The following is a 15828-nucleotide window of genomic DNA, read 5'->3' on the forward strand; positions in this document are numbered from 1 at the left end:
AGCGGCACGACCCGGCGGAGGATGTCGGGGAAGGACTTGCCTCAGATGCGGCCGGCGAGCTCGTAGCCCGCCTCGTCGACGGCGGCGCGGACGGTTCCGTCGTCCAGCGGGCCGGTGGAGACGACGGTGACCCGGCCGGTGGCGGCCACGGCCGTCACGGAGAGCACACCGGCAATGGCGGCGATCTCCTCGGAGACCGCGCCCTCGCAGTGGCCGCAGGTCATGCCGGTCACCTGGAAGACCGTGGTGATGCCGCCCTGGGCGTCGGCGGTCGCGGAGGCGCCGCAGGAACCGCCCGGGGTGCAGCAGGAGCCGGAGTTCGTCTGGGAGGTCATGGCTACTTCCTTCGGGACGCTGGTGTACGGACTGCGCGGGGGAGGAGGGCCGGGATGCTCCCGGCGTCCCCTTCCGACATGAACAATATACCCCCAGGGGGTATCTGGGAAGGGTGGGTGTCCGAGCCGGGACGGGTGGGGCGGGACTCTGCGCGTACGCGCCGTCGCCGTCCGGGGCCGGGCTCTGCCGGCGAGGACGGACGCGCCCCGTTCAGCCCACCGGAGTCGCCGCATCCTGCGCGCGCCGCCACAGTGGGCGGGGGTGGGCTACGACAGGTCGGCAAGCGGCAAGGAGTCAGCAGGCATGTGCCCCGAACGCGTGGCAGCGGACCGTTTCGCCACCCCCGAGGAAGCGCATCTCATTGCCGCGGAATGGCAGCCGGGCGAATTGCTGGATCACGAGGAGATCGGCCTGCGACTGGGGCGCATGCTGTCGGGTGCCGCTGCCGCGGCCGACGGCTTCCCCACGGAGTGGGCTCCGGCAACACGGCCGCCGACAGCCGACGCGGTCCGTCCCTCCGGCGGCGGCCCCGTCCCGGCCCTCGCCACGCGTCCGGGGATTCCGCCCGGGCTGATGGAGGAGATCCGTGCTTCGGTCAGTCGGCTCATCCGGGCCTCGCAGCGCGTACGAAAAGAGCACCGCCAGTTCAGCGACACCGAGAAGGAACTGTTCAACCAGGCGCTGCGCGAGGCCCACGCGGACAACGAGTACCAGCGGCTCGCCGCCGTGCACGCCGACATGAGCCACCGCATGCACACCATGCGGAACATGGGCCCGGCAGGAACACAGCGCTTTCTGCCGTGGCACCGCGAGTACGTGGTGCAGTGCGAGAACCTCCTGCGTGCCTACCAGCCCGAGGTGACGATCCCCTACTGGGACTACGCGAACGACCACGCCAGACCGGACTGGGTGTGGCAGCCCCCCGGCGTCGTCCGGCCGACCCCGGGCCAGAGCGGCAGCCACCTGCCCACACAGACGACGATCAACGGGCTTCTCATCCGCCCCACCTTCACGTCCTTCACCTTCGGCACCGTGACGGCCGGCACCGTCAGGCCGAACGGCCTGGAGATCGTCGCCCACAACAACGTGCACGACTGGTGCGGTGGAACCGTCTCGAACGTGCCCACCGCGTCCCAGGACCCGATCTTCTGGTTGATCCATGCGAACGTGGACCGGATCTGGGACAAATGGCAGCTCACCCACAGCGGCATGCCGAACGTGACCGGAGCGGACGCAGGGCTGGATCCCTGGTGGTCGCCTGCCGACGGCGGGGTCACCACGACGGACGTCCAGGACATCACGGTCCTCGGCTACTCCTACCAGTAGTCGCGATCCAGCGGTCGCGACGCCCCACCGACCCGGCCGGGGCGGCACGTGCGGTGCCGCCCCGGCCGTGCGTCAGTTGACGCGCAGGGTCAGTGCGGCAGTGTGAAGCTTTCCGCCGGTCTGGAACTGGAGGAACATCCGCCAGTTGCCGGGCTTGGGCAGCATGGCGTGGAACGACAGGTCCGGCCCGCCGTGGTCACCGTTGACCTTGGTCTCCGGGTGCAGATGCGCAAACGCCTGGTCGCCCTCGTGGAAGGCGGTCAGGTGCGCGTAGGTGTCCAGGTACGGCTGGAGATCGGTGACGGGCTTGCCGTCCTTGCTGATGCTCACCGTCATGGGGTGGGCCATCCCGGCCATCACCTCGCCCTTGACCGCAACCGTGTAGCCGTCCACCTCGGCGGTCGTGGCGGCCTCCGGCAGCTGGTTCTGCTCGGCATCGCCGGGAACGCTCACGGTGCGGCTGAGGACGAAATCCTCACCCTTGCCCGGCCCGCTGTCGGGGGTGAAGGACGCGTACATCCGCCACGAGCCCGGCGCCAGAGCCGCCAGGTCGGCGGTCCAGGTGCCGTCGCCGGCCATCGTGGGGTGCAGGTGCTGGAAGCCGGTCAGGTCCGAGCGGATCGCATAGAAGTGCATCTGCTTCGTCTGGTCCACGGCGAAGCCCGTGACCGGCTTGCCGTCAGGGCCCGTGATCCGGAACGTGTAGGCCCCGGCCTTGCCTGCAGGCAGCTCGCCGACCTCCGAGGTCAGCTTGTAGCCGTCCTTGGCGTCGGCCAGGCCGTCGCCGTCGGCCATGGAGCCGTGGTCCATCCCCGGCATCGAGTCCATCGAGTGGGACGAGGCGGACGCGGACGGCTTCGAGCTGTGGTCCATGCCCGGCATGGACGAATCGGAAGAGTCCTTCGACGAACCGCACGCGGCCAGCGCCAGTGCGAGAACGGCCGCCGTACCGGCCGCCGCGAGGCCACGACGGCGCAGGGTGAAACGAGAGGTGTGCGACATGACAGAAAACCTTCGGGGTGTGCGCGCCACAGCGGCGCGCGGCTGATCGGGGCACATGGCCCGAAGCCCGTGCATATGTACGTACGCGGGCTCGGGCAGGGCCCTGTCACGTCCGTGCGACACACACCCGCAACAGCAGCGCGCGCCCGCTGCCCGGCGGCCCGCGCCGCCCCGTCTCTCCGGCGGCCACCCGCCGCCCGGCCATGGTCCAGCCGGACAAGCCCGCCAGGGCCGCAGTGGCCAGGAGCCACACGGTCGGCAGCAGGATCCGGTCCCGCGTGGGGGTCGCCACGCACTGGGCTCCGTGCTCAGAGGTCAGGGCCTGCGGGCCGACGTGGGCCGAGCCCGGGGCGGCGGCCGCCGGAGCCATCGCGGCGGCAGCGTGACCGGCGTGGTGACCTGCATGCTCGTCGTGCACGGGGGCGGGCGCCGGAACCGGCTCGTGGCAGCCGCCGGCCGCACTGGCCGGTGCGCCGTGCATGAGAAACAGCCCGAGCAGCACGGCGCACACCGCCATCAGCCGGGCAGTGGCCCGCCTGCGCGACTGTGCACTGTTCACTGCCGTCCCGTTCCTCATTGCGTGACGACCGGTTCCGAGTCCGGCCGGAAGAAAACTCTGTCAGACGATACCCCCGCCCGGTACTCACTCCATGAACTCGCGGCAAGATCACCCTCGGTTCTGTCCGGCGGCTGAGGCACCGTAGGCTCCGGCGTATGCACAGGAGCCTGTCGGAACATGCCCTTTGTCTCTACGGTGGTGAGAACCGGCTCACGCGTGACTGCGACAGTGACCACCGGGAGCACCATTTCGTCGAGGAGCTGACCTTCGCGGACGCGGATTCGATCCTGACGATGCTGCGGGAACTGTCCCCTCAGCTGATCGAGGGTCACCTCCCCGTGTGGGTGCGCAATCTGGCATACCGGCTGGTTCTCCTCCAGCGGCCGGACGATCCCGTGGTGATGCGGGAAGCAGCGGACAGCCTCTACCTGCACGGTCCGCACTGGGACGACATGGCTGCGGAGCTGCGGAGGCGGGCCGACGCCCTGGACGGGGTGGCGCACGACGTGTCCGGCGGGCTGCACGGCCCGGTCGGTCTGCCCCGCTGATCCAAGCCTGGCGCAGGTCCGTTCGACGGGACAGGATGAGGGGTCATATATTGCTCAACGAAAGAGAAGCCACGGCATGGCCGTCATCCAGAACACCACCCTCACGCCCTCCAAGGACGAACTGGTCGCCGCCTGGCTGCCCAGCCGCCCGTGGTACCGCCCCGGCACCGGCGGGCCGCAGTTGGAAAGGGCGGGCGGTTTCCGGCTGGACGACCCGGAGGGCGAGGTCGGCATCGAGATCATGGTGATGACCGACACGGCGGGCGCGGAGCCGATCACCTATCTGGTGCCGCTCACCTACCGCGGTGCCCCGCTGGAGGGCGCGGAGGACGCTCTCGTCGGGACGATGGACCACGGGGAACTGGGCAAGCGCTGGGCCTACGACGGCTGCCACGACCCGGTGTTCGTCACCGAGCTGCTCGCCCTGATCGAGGGCCGCGCCCAGGCGCAGGACCAGAACGCCAGCGACACCCCCGACCCCGAGATTGCCTCCTCCTTCACCGGGGACGGCCCGGTTCCGGCGGACTTCTCCCTCGCCACGGACGACCACGAGGCCACCGAACTCACTGCCGCCTCGCACACCGCGACCCTCCGCCTGAACCGCATTCTGCGCCCCGGCCCCGACGCCCTCGGGCAGGGTGCAACCGGCCAGGTCACGGGCTGGTGGCGGCAGTCGGGCGGCACCCGCGCCCGCGGACTGTTCGCCGTCCTGCACGCTGCACAGGGGGCCTGTGCTATATGAGATCGAAGGGTGCCGGAGCGTGGCCCTCCCAGATCCGGCGGGAGGCATGTTCGGGGTAGGGCACGGTCTTCGATTCGGCGTCCAGGACGCGGGTGAGCCGGTGTTCGGGGCGGTAGGCGGACCATCCCGCGTCGCCGGTGGTGGCGAAGCGGACCCAGGCATGCTGGAGTTCCCGCGACACCGCGACGGCCGCGGGCGTGGGCCGGTCGCCGAAGAACTGCCTGCCGGTCGGGCTGTCCAGCGTGCCGAACGCCAGGGGGACGTCGAGGCTGTGGCAGGCGCCCAGGACCCCTCCCAGGGCCGGGGAAGCCAGCCGGAGTTCGAACAGGAACGACGTGCCGCCGGCTGCGGCGTTCGCCTCGGCCAGCAGCAGTGAAGGCATCCGGAAGAGCGCATCGGAGTACACCGACTCGAACAGCTCCTCCGGGGCGGCCTGCGGACGGGCGGCACGGTAGGCGTCCGCGCCGTCCGGCGCAGGGGCGAACAGGTCCAGCGCGGTACGGGCGTCCTGGTCGGTGAACGTGCCCAGCCGTCCGGTCATGACGCTGAACAGCCGGAACTCGTCGCGCGTATGGCCGACGAGCAGCTCGATTCCGCTCGCGCGGCCGTCGGCCAGTGCGGGCCAGGGCGTTTCGGAGAGGACTTCGCCGTCGACGACGGGGCATGCGGCGATACCGGCCTGGGAGAACCGCCCCCACCTCTCGCGGTGCCCCGGAAGGTCGGCGCCTAGGGAGGCGAGTTCATCGGCCAGGCGCCGGGGGTCGACGTCGGACAGGGCTGCGGCGGTGGGCGCCGCGCCGAGCCCGTCCGCGAGCGCGGCGGCGACCTGTTCCGCCAGGGCGCGCGTGCAGTGCCAGCCCGGCACCGAGTGGGTGATGGCCCGTCGGAACAGCCCGCGCGCCGGCTTCATCGTCAGCAAGGCGGCGATCGACCCGGCCCCGGCGGACTGCCCGGCCACCGTGACCTGGTCGGGATCCCCGCCGAAAGCGGCGATGTTCCGCTGCACCCAGTGCAGCGCCGCGATCTGGTCGAGGAACCCGCGGTTGGGCGGTGCGCCTTCGAGAAGCACGAAACCCTCGGCGCCCACCCGGTAGTTGACGCTCACCACGGCCAGCCCCGCCCCGGCCAGCGCCGTCGGGTCGTACATCGGGTCGCTCGAATCCGCCGCCGCATAGGCGCCTCCGGGAATCCAGACGAGCACCGGCAGCCCTGCCGCCCCCGGATCCGGAGTGCAGACGTTGAGCGTCAGCCAGTCGGCGCCCGTCGGCGAACTCCCGGCAGCTGCGTTATCGGTCAGGTGTATTATGTCAACCGTATTGAAAAGACCTGTGGAGAGCCGACGATGCCGAAACAAGTGGATCACCGCGAGCGCCGCGAAGTGATCGCGCGAGCGCTGTGGCGGGTGGTGGAGCAGCGCGGCGTCGGACACCTGACGATGCGTGAGGTCGCGCGCGAGGCGGGGATGTCCCACGGGCAGCTGCAGCACTACTTCGCCTCCCGGGAGGCGATGCTCTCCTTCGCCATGGACTTCGCGTCCGAGCAGACCTCGCTGCGCGTCGGCCGGGGCCTCCAGGAGCTGGGTGAGGTCCCGCACCCCCGCGACGTACTCCGGGTGATGCTCGTGGAGCTGCTCCCTCTGCACGCCGACGCCCGCGCGACCAGCCGGATGAGCGCCGCCTACGTCCTGGAGGCGTTGCACGACGAGAACATCCACGCGCGAGCGCGCGGAGGGCTCGTCCAAGGACGAGCCCTCGTGGAGCAGTTGGTCCGCCAGGCGATCGCCGACGGGTACATACGTCCCGACCGCGACCCGGTGGCCGAGACCAACCTGCTCCTCGCCCTCACCGGCTTCACCACCCTCCTCGAGCTGGACGTGGTCGGTCCCCAGGAAGCGCTCACCGCCATCGACCACTACCTGGACAGGCTGTTCACCGGCTACTGAGGTGCGTCAGGCCGCCGAGAATTTGGCGACGTACTCGTCGAAGGGCTCGATGCCGGCTTCCGCACGCAGCTCGTCCATGCGCTCGGGCTCTTCACAGGGCCACGGAAGCGGCGAACCGTTCCGCAGCCCGGCGATCTGTGTGCCGTAGACCTGTTTGCGGCCCTCGTTGACCAGCGTGCGGTCACGCAGGAAGGCCAGCTCGCGAGGCCCGGCCGAACCCGCGGCCACCGCCGCCTCCATCAGCCCGAGCGCACGCCGCTGGACATCGAGCTGCCGGTCGGCGTGCTGCGCGATCAGCCATGCCGCGCGTGCGGCCTCCTCTGGTCACTGGCAACCCTAAAAGCGCAAACCGCGCATAAAGATCATTCTGAGAGATGGTGACAGGAGCCTTCGTGCGCTGGGATACTGGATCTACCCTCAAAGAGCCGACGGATGCTGCAGGAGCAGCAGTGCGATGTCGTCGGCGTGCTGGCCGGTGGGGCAGGCGTGCTGGACGAGGGCGTCGATGATGTGGTGCAGGGGGAGGTCGCTGGATCGCGCCAGCGTCTGCGCGAGGTCCGCGGTGGTCCGGTCGATGTCGGCGCCGGGGGTCTCCACGAGGCCGTCGGTGTAGAGGGCGAGGACGGCTCCGGCCCGCAGGGACAGCGTGGTGAGGGCGTACGGGAGAGCGACGCCGATCCCCAGCGGCGGCCCGGGGTCGACGTCCACCACGCGCACTTGGTCGCCGCTCCGGTCGCCCGGGCTGTACAGGAGCGGGGGCGGATGCCCGGCGCTGGCCAGGGTGACCTGCCAGACCTGCCGATCGGTGAGGTCGAGGTGGGCGTAGAGGCAGGTGATGAAGCGGCCGGGGTCGAGGTCGGCGAGATCGCGGTTGGTCTGTGCGAGGACCTTGTCGGGGCTCGCACCGGCGGTCGCGTGGGAGTGGATGGCCGTGCGGACCTGTCCCATGAGGGCGGCGGCGGTCACGTCGTGGCCCTGCACATCGCCGATCACGGCAGCCGCGGTGGTGTCGGTGAGGCGGATGAGGTCGTAGAAGTCGCCGCCGATGTCGATGCCGTGGCTGGTCGGAAGGTAGCGGGCGGCAACGTTCAGGCCGGCCACGGTCGGCAGGGCGTGGGGGAGGAGGCGCTGCTGGAGGGCGTGGGCGAGGTTGTGCTTGGCGTCGTAGAGCCGGGCCCGGTCCAGAGCCTGGGCGATGAGGCTCGCCAGCGGGGTGAGGGTGGCGCGTTCGTCCACGGTGAAGGCGTGGGGCCGGCTGTAGGCGAGGATGCAGCAGCCGATGGGGTGGCCCGAGGTGATCAGGGGCAGGAATGCCCAGGCCTGCTTGTCGCTGAGCTGCGGAGTGTCCGGGTAGCCGCGGGCCAGCTCGGCGGGGCTGGCGAAGAAGGAGGGGGCGCCCGTGGCCAGGGCGTGCCCGACGGGGGTGGTGTCGGCGTCCATCGGCAGGCCCTCGAGGCGCGCGATCACGTCCGGTTCGTAGCCGCGGCAGCCGATGGCTATCAGTCGGCCCGCTTCCGCAGTGGTCACGATCAGGCCGTCGGCGCCGAAGGTGGGCAGGACGAGGTCGCCGATCAGGTCGACGACGTCCTGCACGCTCACGGTCTCGGTCAGCGCGGCCGCCAGGTGGACCAGCTGGTGGATCCGCCCCGCTGCGGCCGCGGATTCCGGCGGCGCCGGCCCGGGCGCCTGCGCAGCAGCGGCCTGGTCGTGCTGAGCAGTGGCGGCACGGCTGGGGGAGATGAGAATGCTGATGCCGCTGGCGTCCGGGTAGAGGCGGAGGTCCAGCCACCGGTCCGGCGGCCGCGCCACGGTGAGGGTCACCGGCTCACGGCTGAACCACGCGGCGCGGTAGGTCTCCGTGCAGACGGGGCCGCCCAGCCACGGCACCGCCTCCCACAGCACCCTGCCCAGCAGCTGCTCGTGCGTACGGCCCAGCAGATCGACGGCCGTATTGCTGACGAAGGTGACGTGCCCCAGGAGGTCCAGGGCCAGGGCGCCATCCGGAAGCCGCTCGACCAGGTCGGCTGCCGCGAGCGCGGGCTGCACCGGCTCCGCGGCGGCGAGGTGCACGGGGACCAGGCGCGGCCGGTCCGGGATCTCGATGAGGTGGCCGACTTCGTCCAGGACGCGTCCGACGCGCCGGGCGCTGAAGAGGATCTGTCCGCGCTCACGCCGGGTGAGCTGCGGTGACCGGTTGGCGTGCCACGACAGCCCGAGTGCCCCCCAGCAGCGGGCGGCGCCCCTGAGCGGGGCATAGGCGAGGGCCGTCCGGTGGGGAAAGGTGGCCGCACCACGCGGGTACATGCGCACCATGTCCTCCTGGGAGCCCACCCACACCAGGCGGTCCTCGCGCACCGCCTCCGGCGCCGGGCTCTGCCGGCTGACCGCCAGCCGCCACCACGGCTCGGTGACCTCGGCCGGCGCACCGCACATCACCGCCTTGACCAGCGCCTGCTCCTCCTGGTCCAGCAGATAGACGCTGCCGCCCGACGCGCCTGTGCGGTGTACGGCCCTGACCAGGGCCTCATCCAGAAGACCGGCCGCGTCCGGCTGCTCACCGCGACCGGACATACCTGAACAATATGCCTGCTGGGGAGTGGCAGCACATCGGAGCCCGCCATCCGGCCGGGCCGTACCGCGCCCGCCGTCAGTGTCCCCAGCCCGCGAGAGATTCTCATGCCCCAACTCCTCCTGGAAGCGGAGGTCCTCGGCAGGCCACGTGAGCCGTGTCTCACCGGGGCGGGGCCACTTGCCTATGAAACGAGTTGCATAGAGGATCCGGCGTATGGCGCTCGAGCACGCGATCCTCGTCTCTCTGCTGGAGAAGCCGGGCTCCGGCTATGAGCTGGCCCGGCGTTTCGACCGGTCCATCGGCTACTTCTGGACCGCCACCCACCAGCAGATCTACCGCGTTCTCAAGCGGATGGAGAGCGACGACTGGATCGAGGTCCGCGAGGTGCCGCAGCAGGGCAAGCCGGACAAGAAGCACTACTCGGTCGCCCCTGCCGGGCGGGCCGCCCTCTCCGAGTGGCTGCACGAGCCGATCGAACCCGAGAAGGTCCGGCACGACCTCGCCGTGAAGATCCGCGGTGCCGCCTTCGACGACCCGTCCGCCCTGATGCGCCAGGTCGAGCGCTACCACCAGGTGCACTCCGAACGGCTGGCGCACTACCTCGCCGGGGAGCTGCGCGACTTCACCGGGCCGGAAGCCCCCGCCGAGCCGACCGCCATGGAGGAACTGCAGCACGTCGTGCTGCGCGGCGGCATCGAGTACGAGCGGATGACGCTCGCCTGGCTCGACGACGTACTCGCCACCCTCCACCGGATCCGTACGGCACAGGCCGCCGGGACGCAGACCGACGAGCGCCCCGACTCCTGACCCCGGGCCCAGGGCCTCCCGGGCCACCCCACCGACAGCGTCACCGAACCGTTCACCCCCCGACCCCGATCCCGACTCCGAGCCGGAAAGGCGGACAGTCATGGCCGACCCGCTTCTCTTCAACCCGCGCACCTACGACCCGGCGCACTTCGACCCCGAGACCCGCAGGCTCCTGCGCGCCACCGTCGACTGGTTCGAGACCCGCGGCAAGCGCAAGCTCATCGAGGACTACCGCTCCCGCGCCTGGCTGGCGGACTTCCTCGAATTCTCCACCAAGGAGGGCCTGTTCGCGACGTTCCTCACCCCGGCCGCCGCTGCGGCCGGTGCGGAGGACAAGCGCTGGGACACCGCCCGCATCGCCGCCCTCAACGAGATATTCGGCTTCTACGGGCTCGACTACTGGTACGCGTGGCAGGTCACCATCCTCGGCCTAGGCCCGGTCTGGCAGAGCGACAACGCCGCCGCCCGCACCCGCGCCGCCGAGCTGCTCGACCAGGGCGAGGTGTTCGCCTTCGGCCTGTCGGAGAAGACCCACGGCGCCGACATCTACTCGACCGACATGCTGCTCGAGCCCGACGGCGCGGGCGGCTTCCGGGCCACCGGGTCCAAGTACTACATCGGCAACGGCAACGCCGCCGGCCTCGTCTCCGTCTTCGGCCGCCGCACCGACGTCGAGGGCCCCGACGGCTACGTCTTCTTCGCCGCCGACAGCCGCCACGAGGCGTACCACCTCGTCAAGAACGTGGTCGACTCCTCGAAGTACGTCAGCGAATTCCGCCTGGAGAACTACCCCGTCGCCGCCGACGACGTCCTCCACACCGGAAAGGCCGCCTTCGACGCCGCGCTGAACACCGTCAACGTCGGCAAGTTCAACCTGTGCACCGCCTCCATCGGCATCTGCGAGCACGCGATGTACGAGGCCGTCACCCACGCGCACAACCGCATCCTCTACGGCCGCCCCGTCACCGCCTTCCCGCACGTGCGCCGCGAGCTGACCGACGCCTACGTCCGCCTCGTCGGCATGAAGCTCTTCAGCGACCGCGCCGTCGACTACTTCCGCACCGCCGGCCCCGACGACCGCCGCTACCTGCTCTTCAACCCCATGACGAAGATGAAGGTGACGACCGAGGGCGAGAAGGTCATCGACCTGATGTGGGACGTGATCGCCGCCAAGGGCTTCGAGAAGGACACCTACTTCGCCCAGGCCGCCAGCGAGATCCGCGGCCTGCCGAAGCTCGAGGGCACGGTCCACGTCAACCTCGCGCTCATCCTGAAGTTCATGCGCAACCACCTGCTGGCCCCCGTCGACTACCCGGCCGTGCCGACGCGCCTCGACGCTGCCGACGACACCTTCCTCTTCCAGCAGGGACCGGCCCGCGGCCTGGGCTCGGTGCGCTTCCACGACTGGCGCGCCGCCTACGACGCGTACGCCCACCTGCCGAACGTGGCCCGCTTCCGGGAGCAGGCGGACGCCCTGTGCACGTTCGTCACCACGGCCGCGCCCGGCGAGGAGCAGAGCCGCGACCTGGACCTGCTCCTGGCCGTCGGCCAGCTCTTCGCCCTGGTCGTGCACGGCCAGCTGATCCTGGAGCAGGCCGCCCTGACCGCGGCCGAGGAGGACGTGCTCGACGAGCTGTTCGCCGTCCTCGTCCGCGACTTCTCCTCCGAGGCCGTGTCCCTGCACGGCAAGGACTCCGCCACCGAGGAGCAGCAGACCTGGGCCCTCGGCGCGGTCCGCCGCCCGGTCGTCGACGAGGCCCGTTCGGCACGCGTCTGGGAGCGCGTCGAGGCGCTGTCGGGTGCGTACGAGATGGCGCCGTAGGCGCGCACCGCAGGCGTGGTGACGAACGCCGGGGGAAGCCACGCGGCTTCCCCCGGCCGGTGCGGATCTGCTCGTCAAGGACTCCCGTCGTGGACCGGAACGAGCCGCGCGCCGAGTTCGCGGACTGCCGCCCGGTCGGCGGGCCGGGCGATGCGGGACTCGGCGTCGGCCAGGACCAGCCGGGCCTGGCCGATGACCGCCGCCCGTCGGCGCGGGTCGGTGACGGAGGCGGCGGCCGTGGTCAGCAGGCGCAGCAGTGCCAGGCACACGGCGGGCTCGCCCGCGCCGTAGCGGCGGATCTGGCCGCACGCGAGATCGAGGTAATCGGCGAAGGCAGGACCGGCGACGGCCACCCTGACCACGCCCTCCCGGTCCGTCCTGATGTCGTCGCCGAGAAGGCGCCCGCCCAGGATGCTGATGGGCACCGAGAGCCGGTCGAGCGTCTGGACGCCGGTGTACGGGTCGTTGACCGCGGGCGACAGGGCCCGCAGCGCGATGTCGACGAGTTGGCGCAGCCCGAACATCGCGTCCTGCTGGAGCGTGCGCTCCGGTCCGATCTGGACGGCGTGGTGCAGGGCGCGGGCCAGCGCGGAGGCGTCCCGCGGCGGGCCGCCCGCGCGGGACCAGGCGAGGGCCAGCGGCGCCGTCCCGGCCACGGCGTGGTCGCCCACCCGGGAGACGATCGCCACCACGGCGTCCTGCCCCGCCGCGGCCTCCAGCAGCAGGTCGGGGTGGACGGTCTGCACGTAACCGGAGCGCCTGGCGTGCAGCGCGAATGCGTCCGGCGGCGGAACGGGTCCCGTACGGTCGACGCCGGGGCCCTCCGCGGTGTAGGCCCGCACGGTGCGGGTGGCCGTCTCCGCGACCGAGGTCATGACCGTGTCGATCTTGATCGAGTGCACGATGTGGTGCACGAAGTACACGAGCATCCCGAGGCTGAGGAAGATCAGCGCGATCGCTCCGGTGACGGCGAACCGCGGGAAGTCCGCACCGCCGGTGGCGCGGACGGTGTAGAGCCCGGCAGTGCTGTAGGCGAACGTGGCGACGAAGGTGGCGAGCACCACCTGGTTGGGGCGGTCGCGCAGGAAGTTGCGCAGCAACCGGGGGGAGAACTGGGTCGAGGCCAGTTGCAGAGTGACGATCGTCAGGCCGAGGACCAGCGCGATCACGGTCACGATGGTCGAGGCGATCGTGATCAGCGCCTGGCGGGCGTCGTCCGCGGTACCGGCGAACGCCAGCGGGTGCAGCGCCGAGTCCGGCGGGATCCGTACGCGCGAGAGGAGGCTGCCCGCCACCAGGGCCAGCGCCGAAGCCGTCCCCGGCAGCACCCACAGGGCACCGCGCAGATACTCCCCGAGCGCCGCGGCTCGAGCGCCCCACCGCACCGGCCGCATGGATGACCTCCCGTCAGCTGGCTCCTGCTCCTGCTTCTGCTCTTGTCGGCAAGATTCCCCATTCCCCGTGCCGCCCGGTCGCCCGCGCACCTCGACCGGACGGCCTACACGGCGCGGCCCTACCGGGGCGCTCCGCCGCTCGCAAGGTGAGGCACGTCACCGGCGACGGCGTCACGGATTCCGGTTGTGCGGTGTCCACACGGTGAATGAGGCTCATGTAGAGAGGCGACGGACGTGTGGGGTGGGAGTTGAGCAAGGGGCAGGTGTTCGCCGAGTGCCGGCCGCTGCTGTTCACGATTGCCTACGAGATCCTCGGGAGCGCGGCCGACGCCGAGGACGTGGTGCAGGACAGCTACATCCGGTGGCACGGTGTGAGCCAGGAGCATGTCGAGCATCCCCGCGCCTATCTGGTGCGCACGGTCACCCGGCAGGCGCTCAACCATCTGCGCGCGACCCGGCGGCGGCGCGAGGACTACGTCGGGCCCTGGCTGCCCGAGCCGGTCCGCACCGCGCCGGACGTCAGCGAGGACGCCGTGCTCGCGGAGTCGGTGTCGATGGCGATGATGCTGGTCCTGGAGACGCTGAGCCCGGACGAGCGCGCGGTGTTCGTGCTGCGCGAGGTGTTCGGTTACTCGCATCGTGAGGTCGCCGGCCTGGTCGGCAGGACCGAGCCCGCAGTGCGTCAGATCGCACACCGCGCGCGTGAGCACGTGCGATCGCGGCGCCGGCGCTTCGAGCACGACCCGCGCACGGCGGAGGAGGTCGTCGGCCGGTTCCTGCTCGCGGCCGGCACCGGCGACGTCGCGGCCCTGATGAGCACGATGGCGCCGGGTGTCGTCCACATCTCCGACGGCGGGGGCCGGGTCACCGCTGCCCGCCGCCCGGTCGCAGGACGCGAGCAGGTCGCGCGGTTCGTCGCCGGGATCGCCAGGACGAGCGGACCAGGCGCCCGGTTCGCGTACACGAACTACAACGCCTTGCCCGCAGTGCTGTTCCACGTGGGCGACCGGCTCGACTCCGTAGTCGTGTTCGAAATCGCCGACGGCCTGATCCAGAACATGTACGCGGTGCGCAACCCCGACAAGCTGGGCGCGGTCACCGTTCCGCGCCCGCTGGTCAGGAGAGGGGACCGCTGACAAAGATCCGGTCCAGGTGGTGGTCCAGGATCGCGGCAGCGGACTCCGGGCTGCGCTGACCGGCGAGGACGCTGGTGCCGAGCCCCGCGGACATGGCGAGCAGGCTGACCGCCTCCACCTGCGCGTCCATACCGGGGTGGGTGAGGCCCGCTTCCTGTGCCTGTCGCAGAAGCCCGGTCAGCGCGCCCTCTGCGGCATCGGGGTTCTTGATGAACGGCTGGGTGGCGAGCGCCTGATCGGTGACGGCCAGCACGGTGTACGAGGTGTACAGAAGGTGGAAGGTACGGCTCTCCTCGTCGGTCGGCAGCGCCGCCGTCAGCAGGGCCTCGATCACCGCACGCGGCTGAGGGTCGTCCCCGGCGGCCCGGACCAGGGCGGTGACGCGCTCACCGAACCTCCCGGCCAGGTGCTCCAGCCCGTAGAACAGCAGCTTCTCCTTCGTCTCGAAGTAGTACTGCACCAGCCGCAGTGACACGCCCGCCTCCGCCGCCACATCGCGCATCCCCACGGCGTGCAGCCCGCGCCGCCCCGCGACCCGGACGAGTGCCTCGGCGATCTCGGTGCGCCGCTCTGCGTGATCCACGCGCTTGGGCATCGGCCCCTCCTCCGCTCCGTGCTTCCGGCGGTACGAGTTCCCACCGGACCCTTTGATGGTACGACCGTACCAACATCGTGGTACGGTCGTACCACAAAGACCCGACACCCGGAGGTGGCCGTGCCCGAGACCACTGCCCGTACCCAGGCCGACGTCGGCCGCTATGTCAGCGATGCCTGGCGCGACCGCTACTTCGCGGCCTGCGACGCGCTCTACGCCCTGGGGGCGCCCGCGCTGACGGAAACCGACGTGGAGACCTCCTTCGGTACCACGCACGTCTACCGGTACGGCCCCGCGGACCCGGCTGCCCGGTCCCGCACCCCCGTCGTCCTGGTGCACGGAGCGGGCTCCTGCTCCGCCATGTGGTACCCGAACACTCCCGCTCTCAGCGCCGATCGCCCGGTCTATGCGATCGACACCCCCGGCGACCCCGGACGCAGCATCCAGCGCGAACCCATCCACCAACCCGAACGCGCCGCACAGTGGCTGGAGGAGACACTGGCCGGGCTCGGGCTCGACCGCGTGCACCTGGTCGGCTCCTCCTACGGGGGATGGCTCGCCCTGAACCAGGCGCACCGCAGGCCCGGCCGCCTCGCCTCCGTCACGCTCCTCGACCCCGGCGGCCTGGAGAAAGTGGGACTGCGCTTCTTCGTCTGGATCTTCATCAGCCTCTTCGCGACCTTCGCGCCCAAGGCGCTGCGCCCACGGCTCGCGGCCTGGCTGGAACAGCCGGTCCTCGTCGTGCCGGAGCTGCGCACGATGATCAGGGCCGGTGTCCGGGCCTACCGCATCCGCCGCCCGGCCCCACTGCCCCTGTCCGAGGACGAACTGTCCACCATTCGCACCCCGCTCTACCTCGTGCTCGGCAAGCGCAGCCTCCTCGTGCACCCGGAGCGGCAGGTCGAGCGCGTACCCCGGCTGATACCGGGCGCCCGGGCCGACATCGTCTCGAACACCGGTCACGGGCCGCAGATCGATCACGCAGAGGAGATCAACCGCCGGATGCTGGGCTTCATGGACTCCGTCGACTGACCTGTACGGGCTCGA

Annotated in this window: 15 protein-coding genes and 1 pseudogene; 8 read left to right on the forward strand and 8 right to left on the reverse strand. The window is 71.0% G+C overall.

What is annotated here, in order from left to right; genetic code table 11:
* Positions 1-41: 41 nt before the first annotated feature.
* Complete coding sequence (locus tag AC1Z4A_RS30850) at positions 42-335, reverse strand: heavy-metal-associated domain-containing protein (protein ID WP_483683172.1); 294 nt, start codon at positions 333-335, stop codon at positions 42-44.
* Between the two features lie 304 nt (positions 336-639).
* Here AC1Z4A_RS30850 and AC1Z4A_RS30855 point away from each other — a divergent pair, with 304 nt between their 5' ends.
* Positions 640-1662: a tyrosinase family protein gene (locus AC1Z4A_RS30855; protein WP_483683173.1), complete on the forward strand. Its 1023-nt coding sequence runs from the start codon at positions 640-642 to the stop codon at positions 1660-1662.
* A 72-nt stretch (positions 1663-1734) separates the two neighbouring features.
* On the opposite strand, the gene AC1Z4A_RS30860 is transcribed toward AC1Z4A_RS30855, so the two are convergent.
* On the reverse strand, positions 1735-2664 hold the full coding sequence (locus tag AC1Z4A_RS30860; RefSeq protein ID WP_483683174.1) for a hypothetical protein: 930 nt from the start codon (positions 2662-2664) through the stop codon (positions 1735-1737).
* Between the two features lie 106 nt (positions 2665-2770).
* Positions 2771-3223: a hypothetical protein gene (locus AC1Z4A_RS30865; RefSeq protein WP_483683175.1), complete on the reverse strand. Its 453-nt coding sequence runs from the start codon at positions 3221-3223 to the stop codon at positions 2771-2773.
* Positions 3224-3378: 155 nt separating this feature from the next.
* On the opposite strand from AC1Z4A_RS30865, the gene AC1Z4A_RS30870 reads away from it, so the two are divergent.
* Positions 3379-3771 carry a hypothetical protein gene (locus AC1Z4A_RS30870; protein WP_483683176.1) on the forward strand — a complete coding sequence of 131 codons (393 nt, stop codon included), beginning with the start codon at positions 3379-3381 and terminating at the stop codon, positions 3769-3771.
* 76 nt (positions 3772-3847) lie between these two features.
* On the forward strand, positions 3848-4513 hold the full coding sequence (locus AC1Z4A_RS30875) for a maltokinase N-terminal cap-like domain-containing protein (RefSeq protein ID WP_483683177.1): 666 nt from the start codon (positions 3848-3850) through the stop codon (positions 4511-4513).
* On the opposite strand, the gene AC1Z4A_RS30880 is transcribed toward AC1Z4A_RS30875, so the two are convergent.
* A complete protein-coding gene (locus AC1Z4A_RS30880; RefSeq protein WP_483683178.1) occupies positions 4506-5942 on the reverse strand; it encodes a carboxylesterase/lipase family protein in 1437 nt (478 codons plus the stop codon). The two genes, AC1Z4A_RS30875 and AC1Z4A_RS30880, sit on opposite strands and share 8 nt — an antisense overlap.
* Here AC1Z4A_RS30880 and AC1Z4A_RS30885 point away from each other — a divergent pair.
* Complete coding sequence (locus tag AC1Z4A_RS30885) at positions 5856-6455, forward strand: TetR/AcrR family transcriptional regulator (RefSeq protein ID WP_483683179.1); 600 nt, start codon at positions 5856-5858, stop codon at positions 6453-6455. The genes AC1Z4A_RS30880 and AC1Z4A_RS30885 overlap by 87 nt on opposite strands.
* Before the next feature lie 6 nt (positions 6456-6461).
* Here AC1Z4A_RS30885 and AC1Z4A_RS30890 read toward each other — a convergent pair.
* Positions 6462-6776, reverse strand: a pseudogene (locus tag AC1Z4A_RS30890) (DUF6624 domain-containing protein); the annotation flags it as partial.
* A gap of 96 nt (positions 6777-6872) precedes the next feature.
* Positions 6873-9026 carry a SpoIIE family protein phosphatase gene (locus tag AC1Z4A_RS30895; RefSeq protein ID WP_483683180.1) on the reverse strand — a complete coding sequence of 718 codons (2154 nt, stop codon included), beginning with the start codon at positions 9024-9026 and terminating at the stop codon, positions 6873-6875.
* A 214-nt stretch (positions 9027-9240) separates the two neighbouring features.
* Between AC1Z4A_RS30895 and AC1Z4A_RS30900 the strand changes: the two genes are divergently transcribed.
* The gene (locus tag AC1Z4A_RS30900) at positions 9241-9834 is read left to right on the forward strand and encodes a PadR family transcriptional regulator (RefSeq protein WP_483683181.1); all 594 of its coding nucleotides are present in this window, start codon (positions 9241-9243) and stop codon (positions 9832-9834) included.
* 100 nt (positions 9835-9934) lie between these two features.
* A complete protein-coding gene (locus AC1Z4A_RS30905; RefSeq protein WP_483683182.1) occupies positions 9935-11656 on the forward strand; it encodes an acyl-CoA dehydrogenase family protein in 1722 nt (573 codons plus the stop codon).
* A 74-nt stretch (positions 11657-11730) separates the two neighbouring features.
* On the opposite strand, the gene AC1Z4A_RS30910 is transcribed toward AC1Z4A_RS30905, so the two are convergent.
* Positions 11731-13050: a DUF2254 domain-containing protein gene (locus AC1Z4A_RS30910; RefSeq protein ID WP_483683183.1), complete on the reverse strand. Its 1320-nt coding sequence runs from the start codon at positions 13048-13050 to the stop codon at positions 11731-11733.
* A 248-nt stretch (positions 13051-13298) separates the two neighbouring features.
* On the opposite strand from AC1Z4A_RS30910, the gene AC1Z4A_RS30915 reads away from it, so the two are divergent.
* Positions 13299-14186, forward strand: a complete 888-nt coding sequence (locus AC1Z4A_RS30915) for an RNA polymerase sigma-70 factor (RefSeq protein ID WP_483683184.1) — start codon at positions 13299-13301, stop codon at positions 14184-14186.
* Here AC1Z4A_RS30915 and AC1Z4A_RS30920 read toward each other — a convergent pair.
* Entirely contained in the window at positions 14167-14781 is a 615-nt protein-coding gene (locus AC1Z4A_RS30920) for a TetR/AcrR family transcriptional regulator (protein WP_483683185.1), read from the reverse strand. The genes AC1Z4A_RS30915 and AC1Z4A_RS30920 overlap by 20 nt on opposite strands.
* 120 nt (positions 14782-14901) lie before the next feature.
* Here AC1Z4A_RS30920 and AC1Z4A_RS30925 point away from each other — a divergent pair, with 120 nt between their 5' ends.
* Positions 14902-15813, forward strand: a complete 912-nt coding sequence (locus tag AC1Z4A_RS30925; protein WP_483683186.1) for an alpha/beta fold hydrolase — start codon at positions 14902-14904, stop codon at positions 15811-15813.
* The last annotated feature ends 15 nt before the right edge of the window (positions 15814-15828 follow it).

This window comes from Streptomyces sp. 17_S59 (assembly GCF_056930295.1).

What these genes read in the sequence shown, in the direction of transcription:
- AC1Z4A_RS30850 (WP_483683172.1), bottom strand. Translation starts at nt 335, where the DNA reads ATGACCTCCCAGACGAACTCCGGCTCCTGCTGCACCCCGGGCGGTTCC.
- AC1Z4A_RS30855 (WP_483683173.1), top strand. Translation starts at nt 640, where the DNA reads ATGTGCCCCGAACGCGTGGCAGCGGACCGTTTCGCCACCCCCGAGGAA.
- AC1Z4A_RS30860 (WP_483683174.1), bottom strand. Translation starts at nt 2,664, where the DNA reads ATGTCGCACACCTCTCGTTTCACCCTGCGCCGTCGTGGCCTCGCGGCG.
- AC1Z4A_RS30870 (WP_483683176.1), top strand. Translation starts at nt 3,379, where the DNA reads ATGCACAGGAGCCTGTCGGAACATGCCCTTTGTCTCTACGGTGGTGAG.
- AC1Z4A_RS30875 (WP_483683177.1), top strand. Translation starts at nt 3,848, where the DNA reads ATGGCCGTCATCCAGAACACCACCCTCACGCCCTCCAAGGACGAACTG.
- AC1Z4A_RS30885 (WP_483683179.1), top strand. Translation starts at nt 5,856, where the DNA reads ATGCCGAAACAAGTGGATCACCGCGAGCGCCGCGAAGTGATCGCGCGA.
- AC1Z4A_RS30895 (WP_483683180.1), bottom strand. Translation starts at nt 9,026, where the DNA reads ATGTCCGGTCGCGGTGAGCAGCCGGACGCGGCCGGTCTTCTGGATGAG.
- AC1Z4A_RS30900 (WP_483683181.1), top strand. Translation starts at nt 9,241, where the DNA reads ATGGCGCTCGAGCACGCGATCCTCGTCTCTCTGCTGGAGAAGCCGGGC.
- AC1Z4A_RS30905 (WP_483683182.1), top strand. Translation starts at nt 9,935, where the DNA reads ATGGCCGACCCGCTTCTCTTCAACCCGCGCACCTACGACCCGGCGCAC.
- AC1Z4A_RS30910 (WP_483683183.1), bottom strand. Translation starts at nt 13,050, where the DNA reads ATGCGGCCGGTGCGGTGGGGCGCTCGAGCCGCGGCGCTCGGGGAGTAT.
- AC1Z4A_RS30920 (WP_483683185.1), bottom strand. Translation starts at nt 14,781, where the DNA reads ATGCCCAAGCGCGTGGATCACGCAGAGCGGCGCACCGAGATCGCCGAG.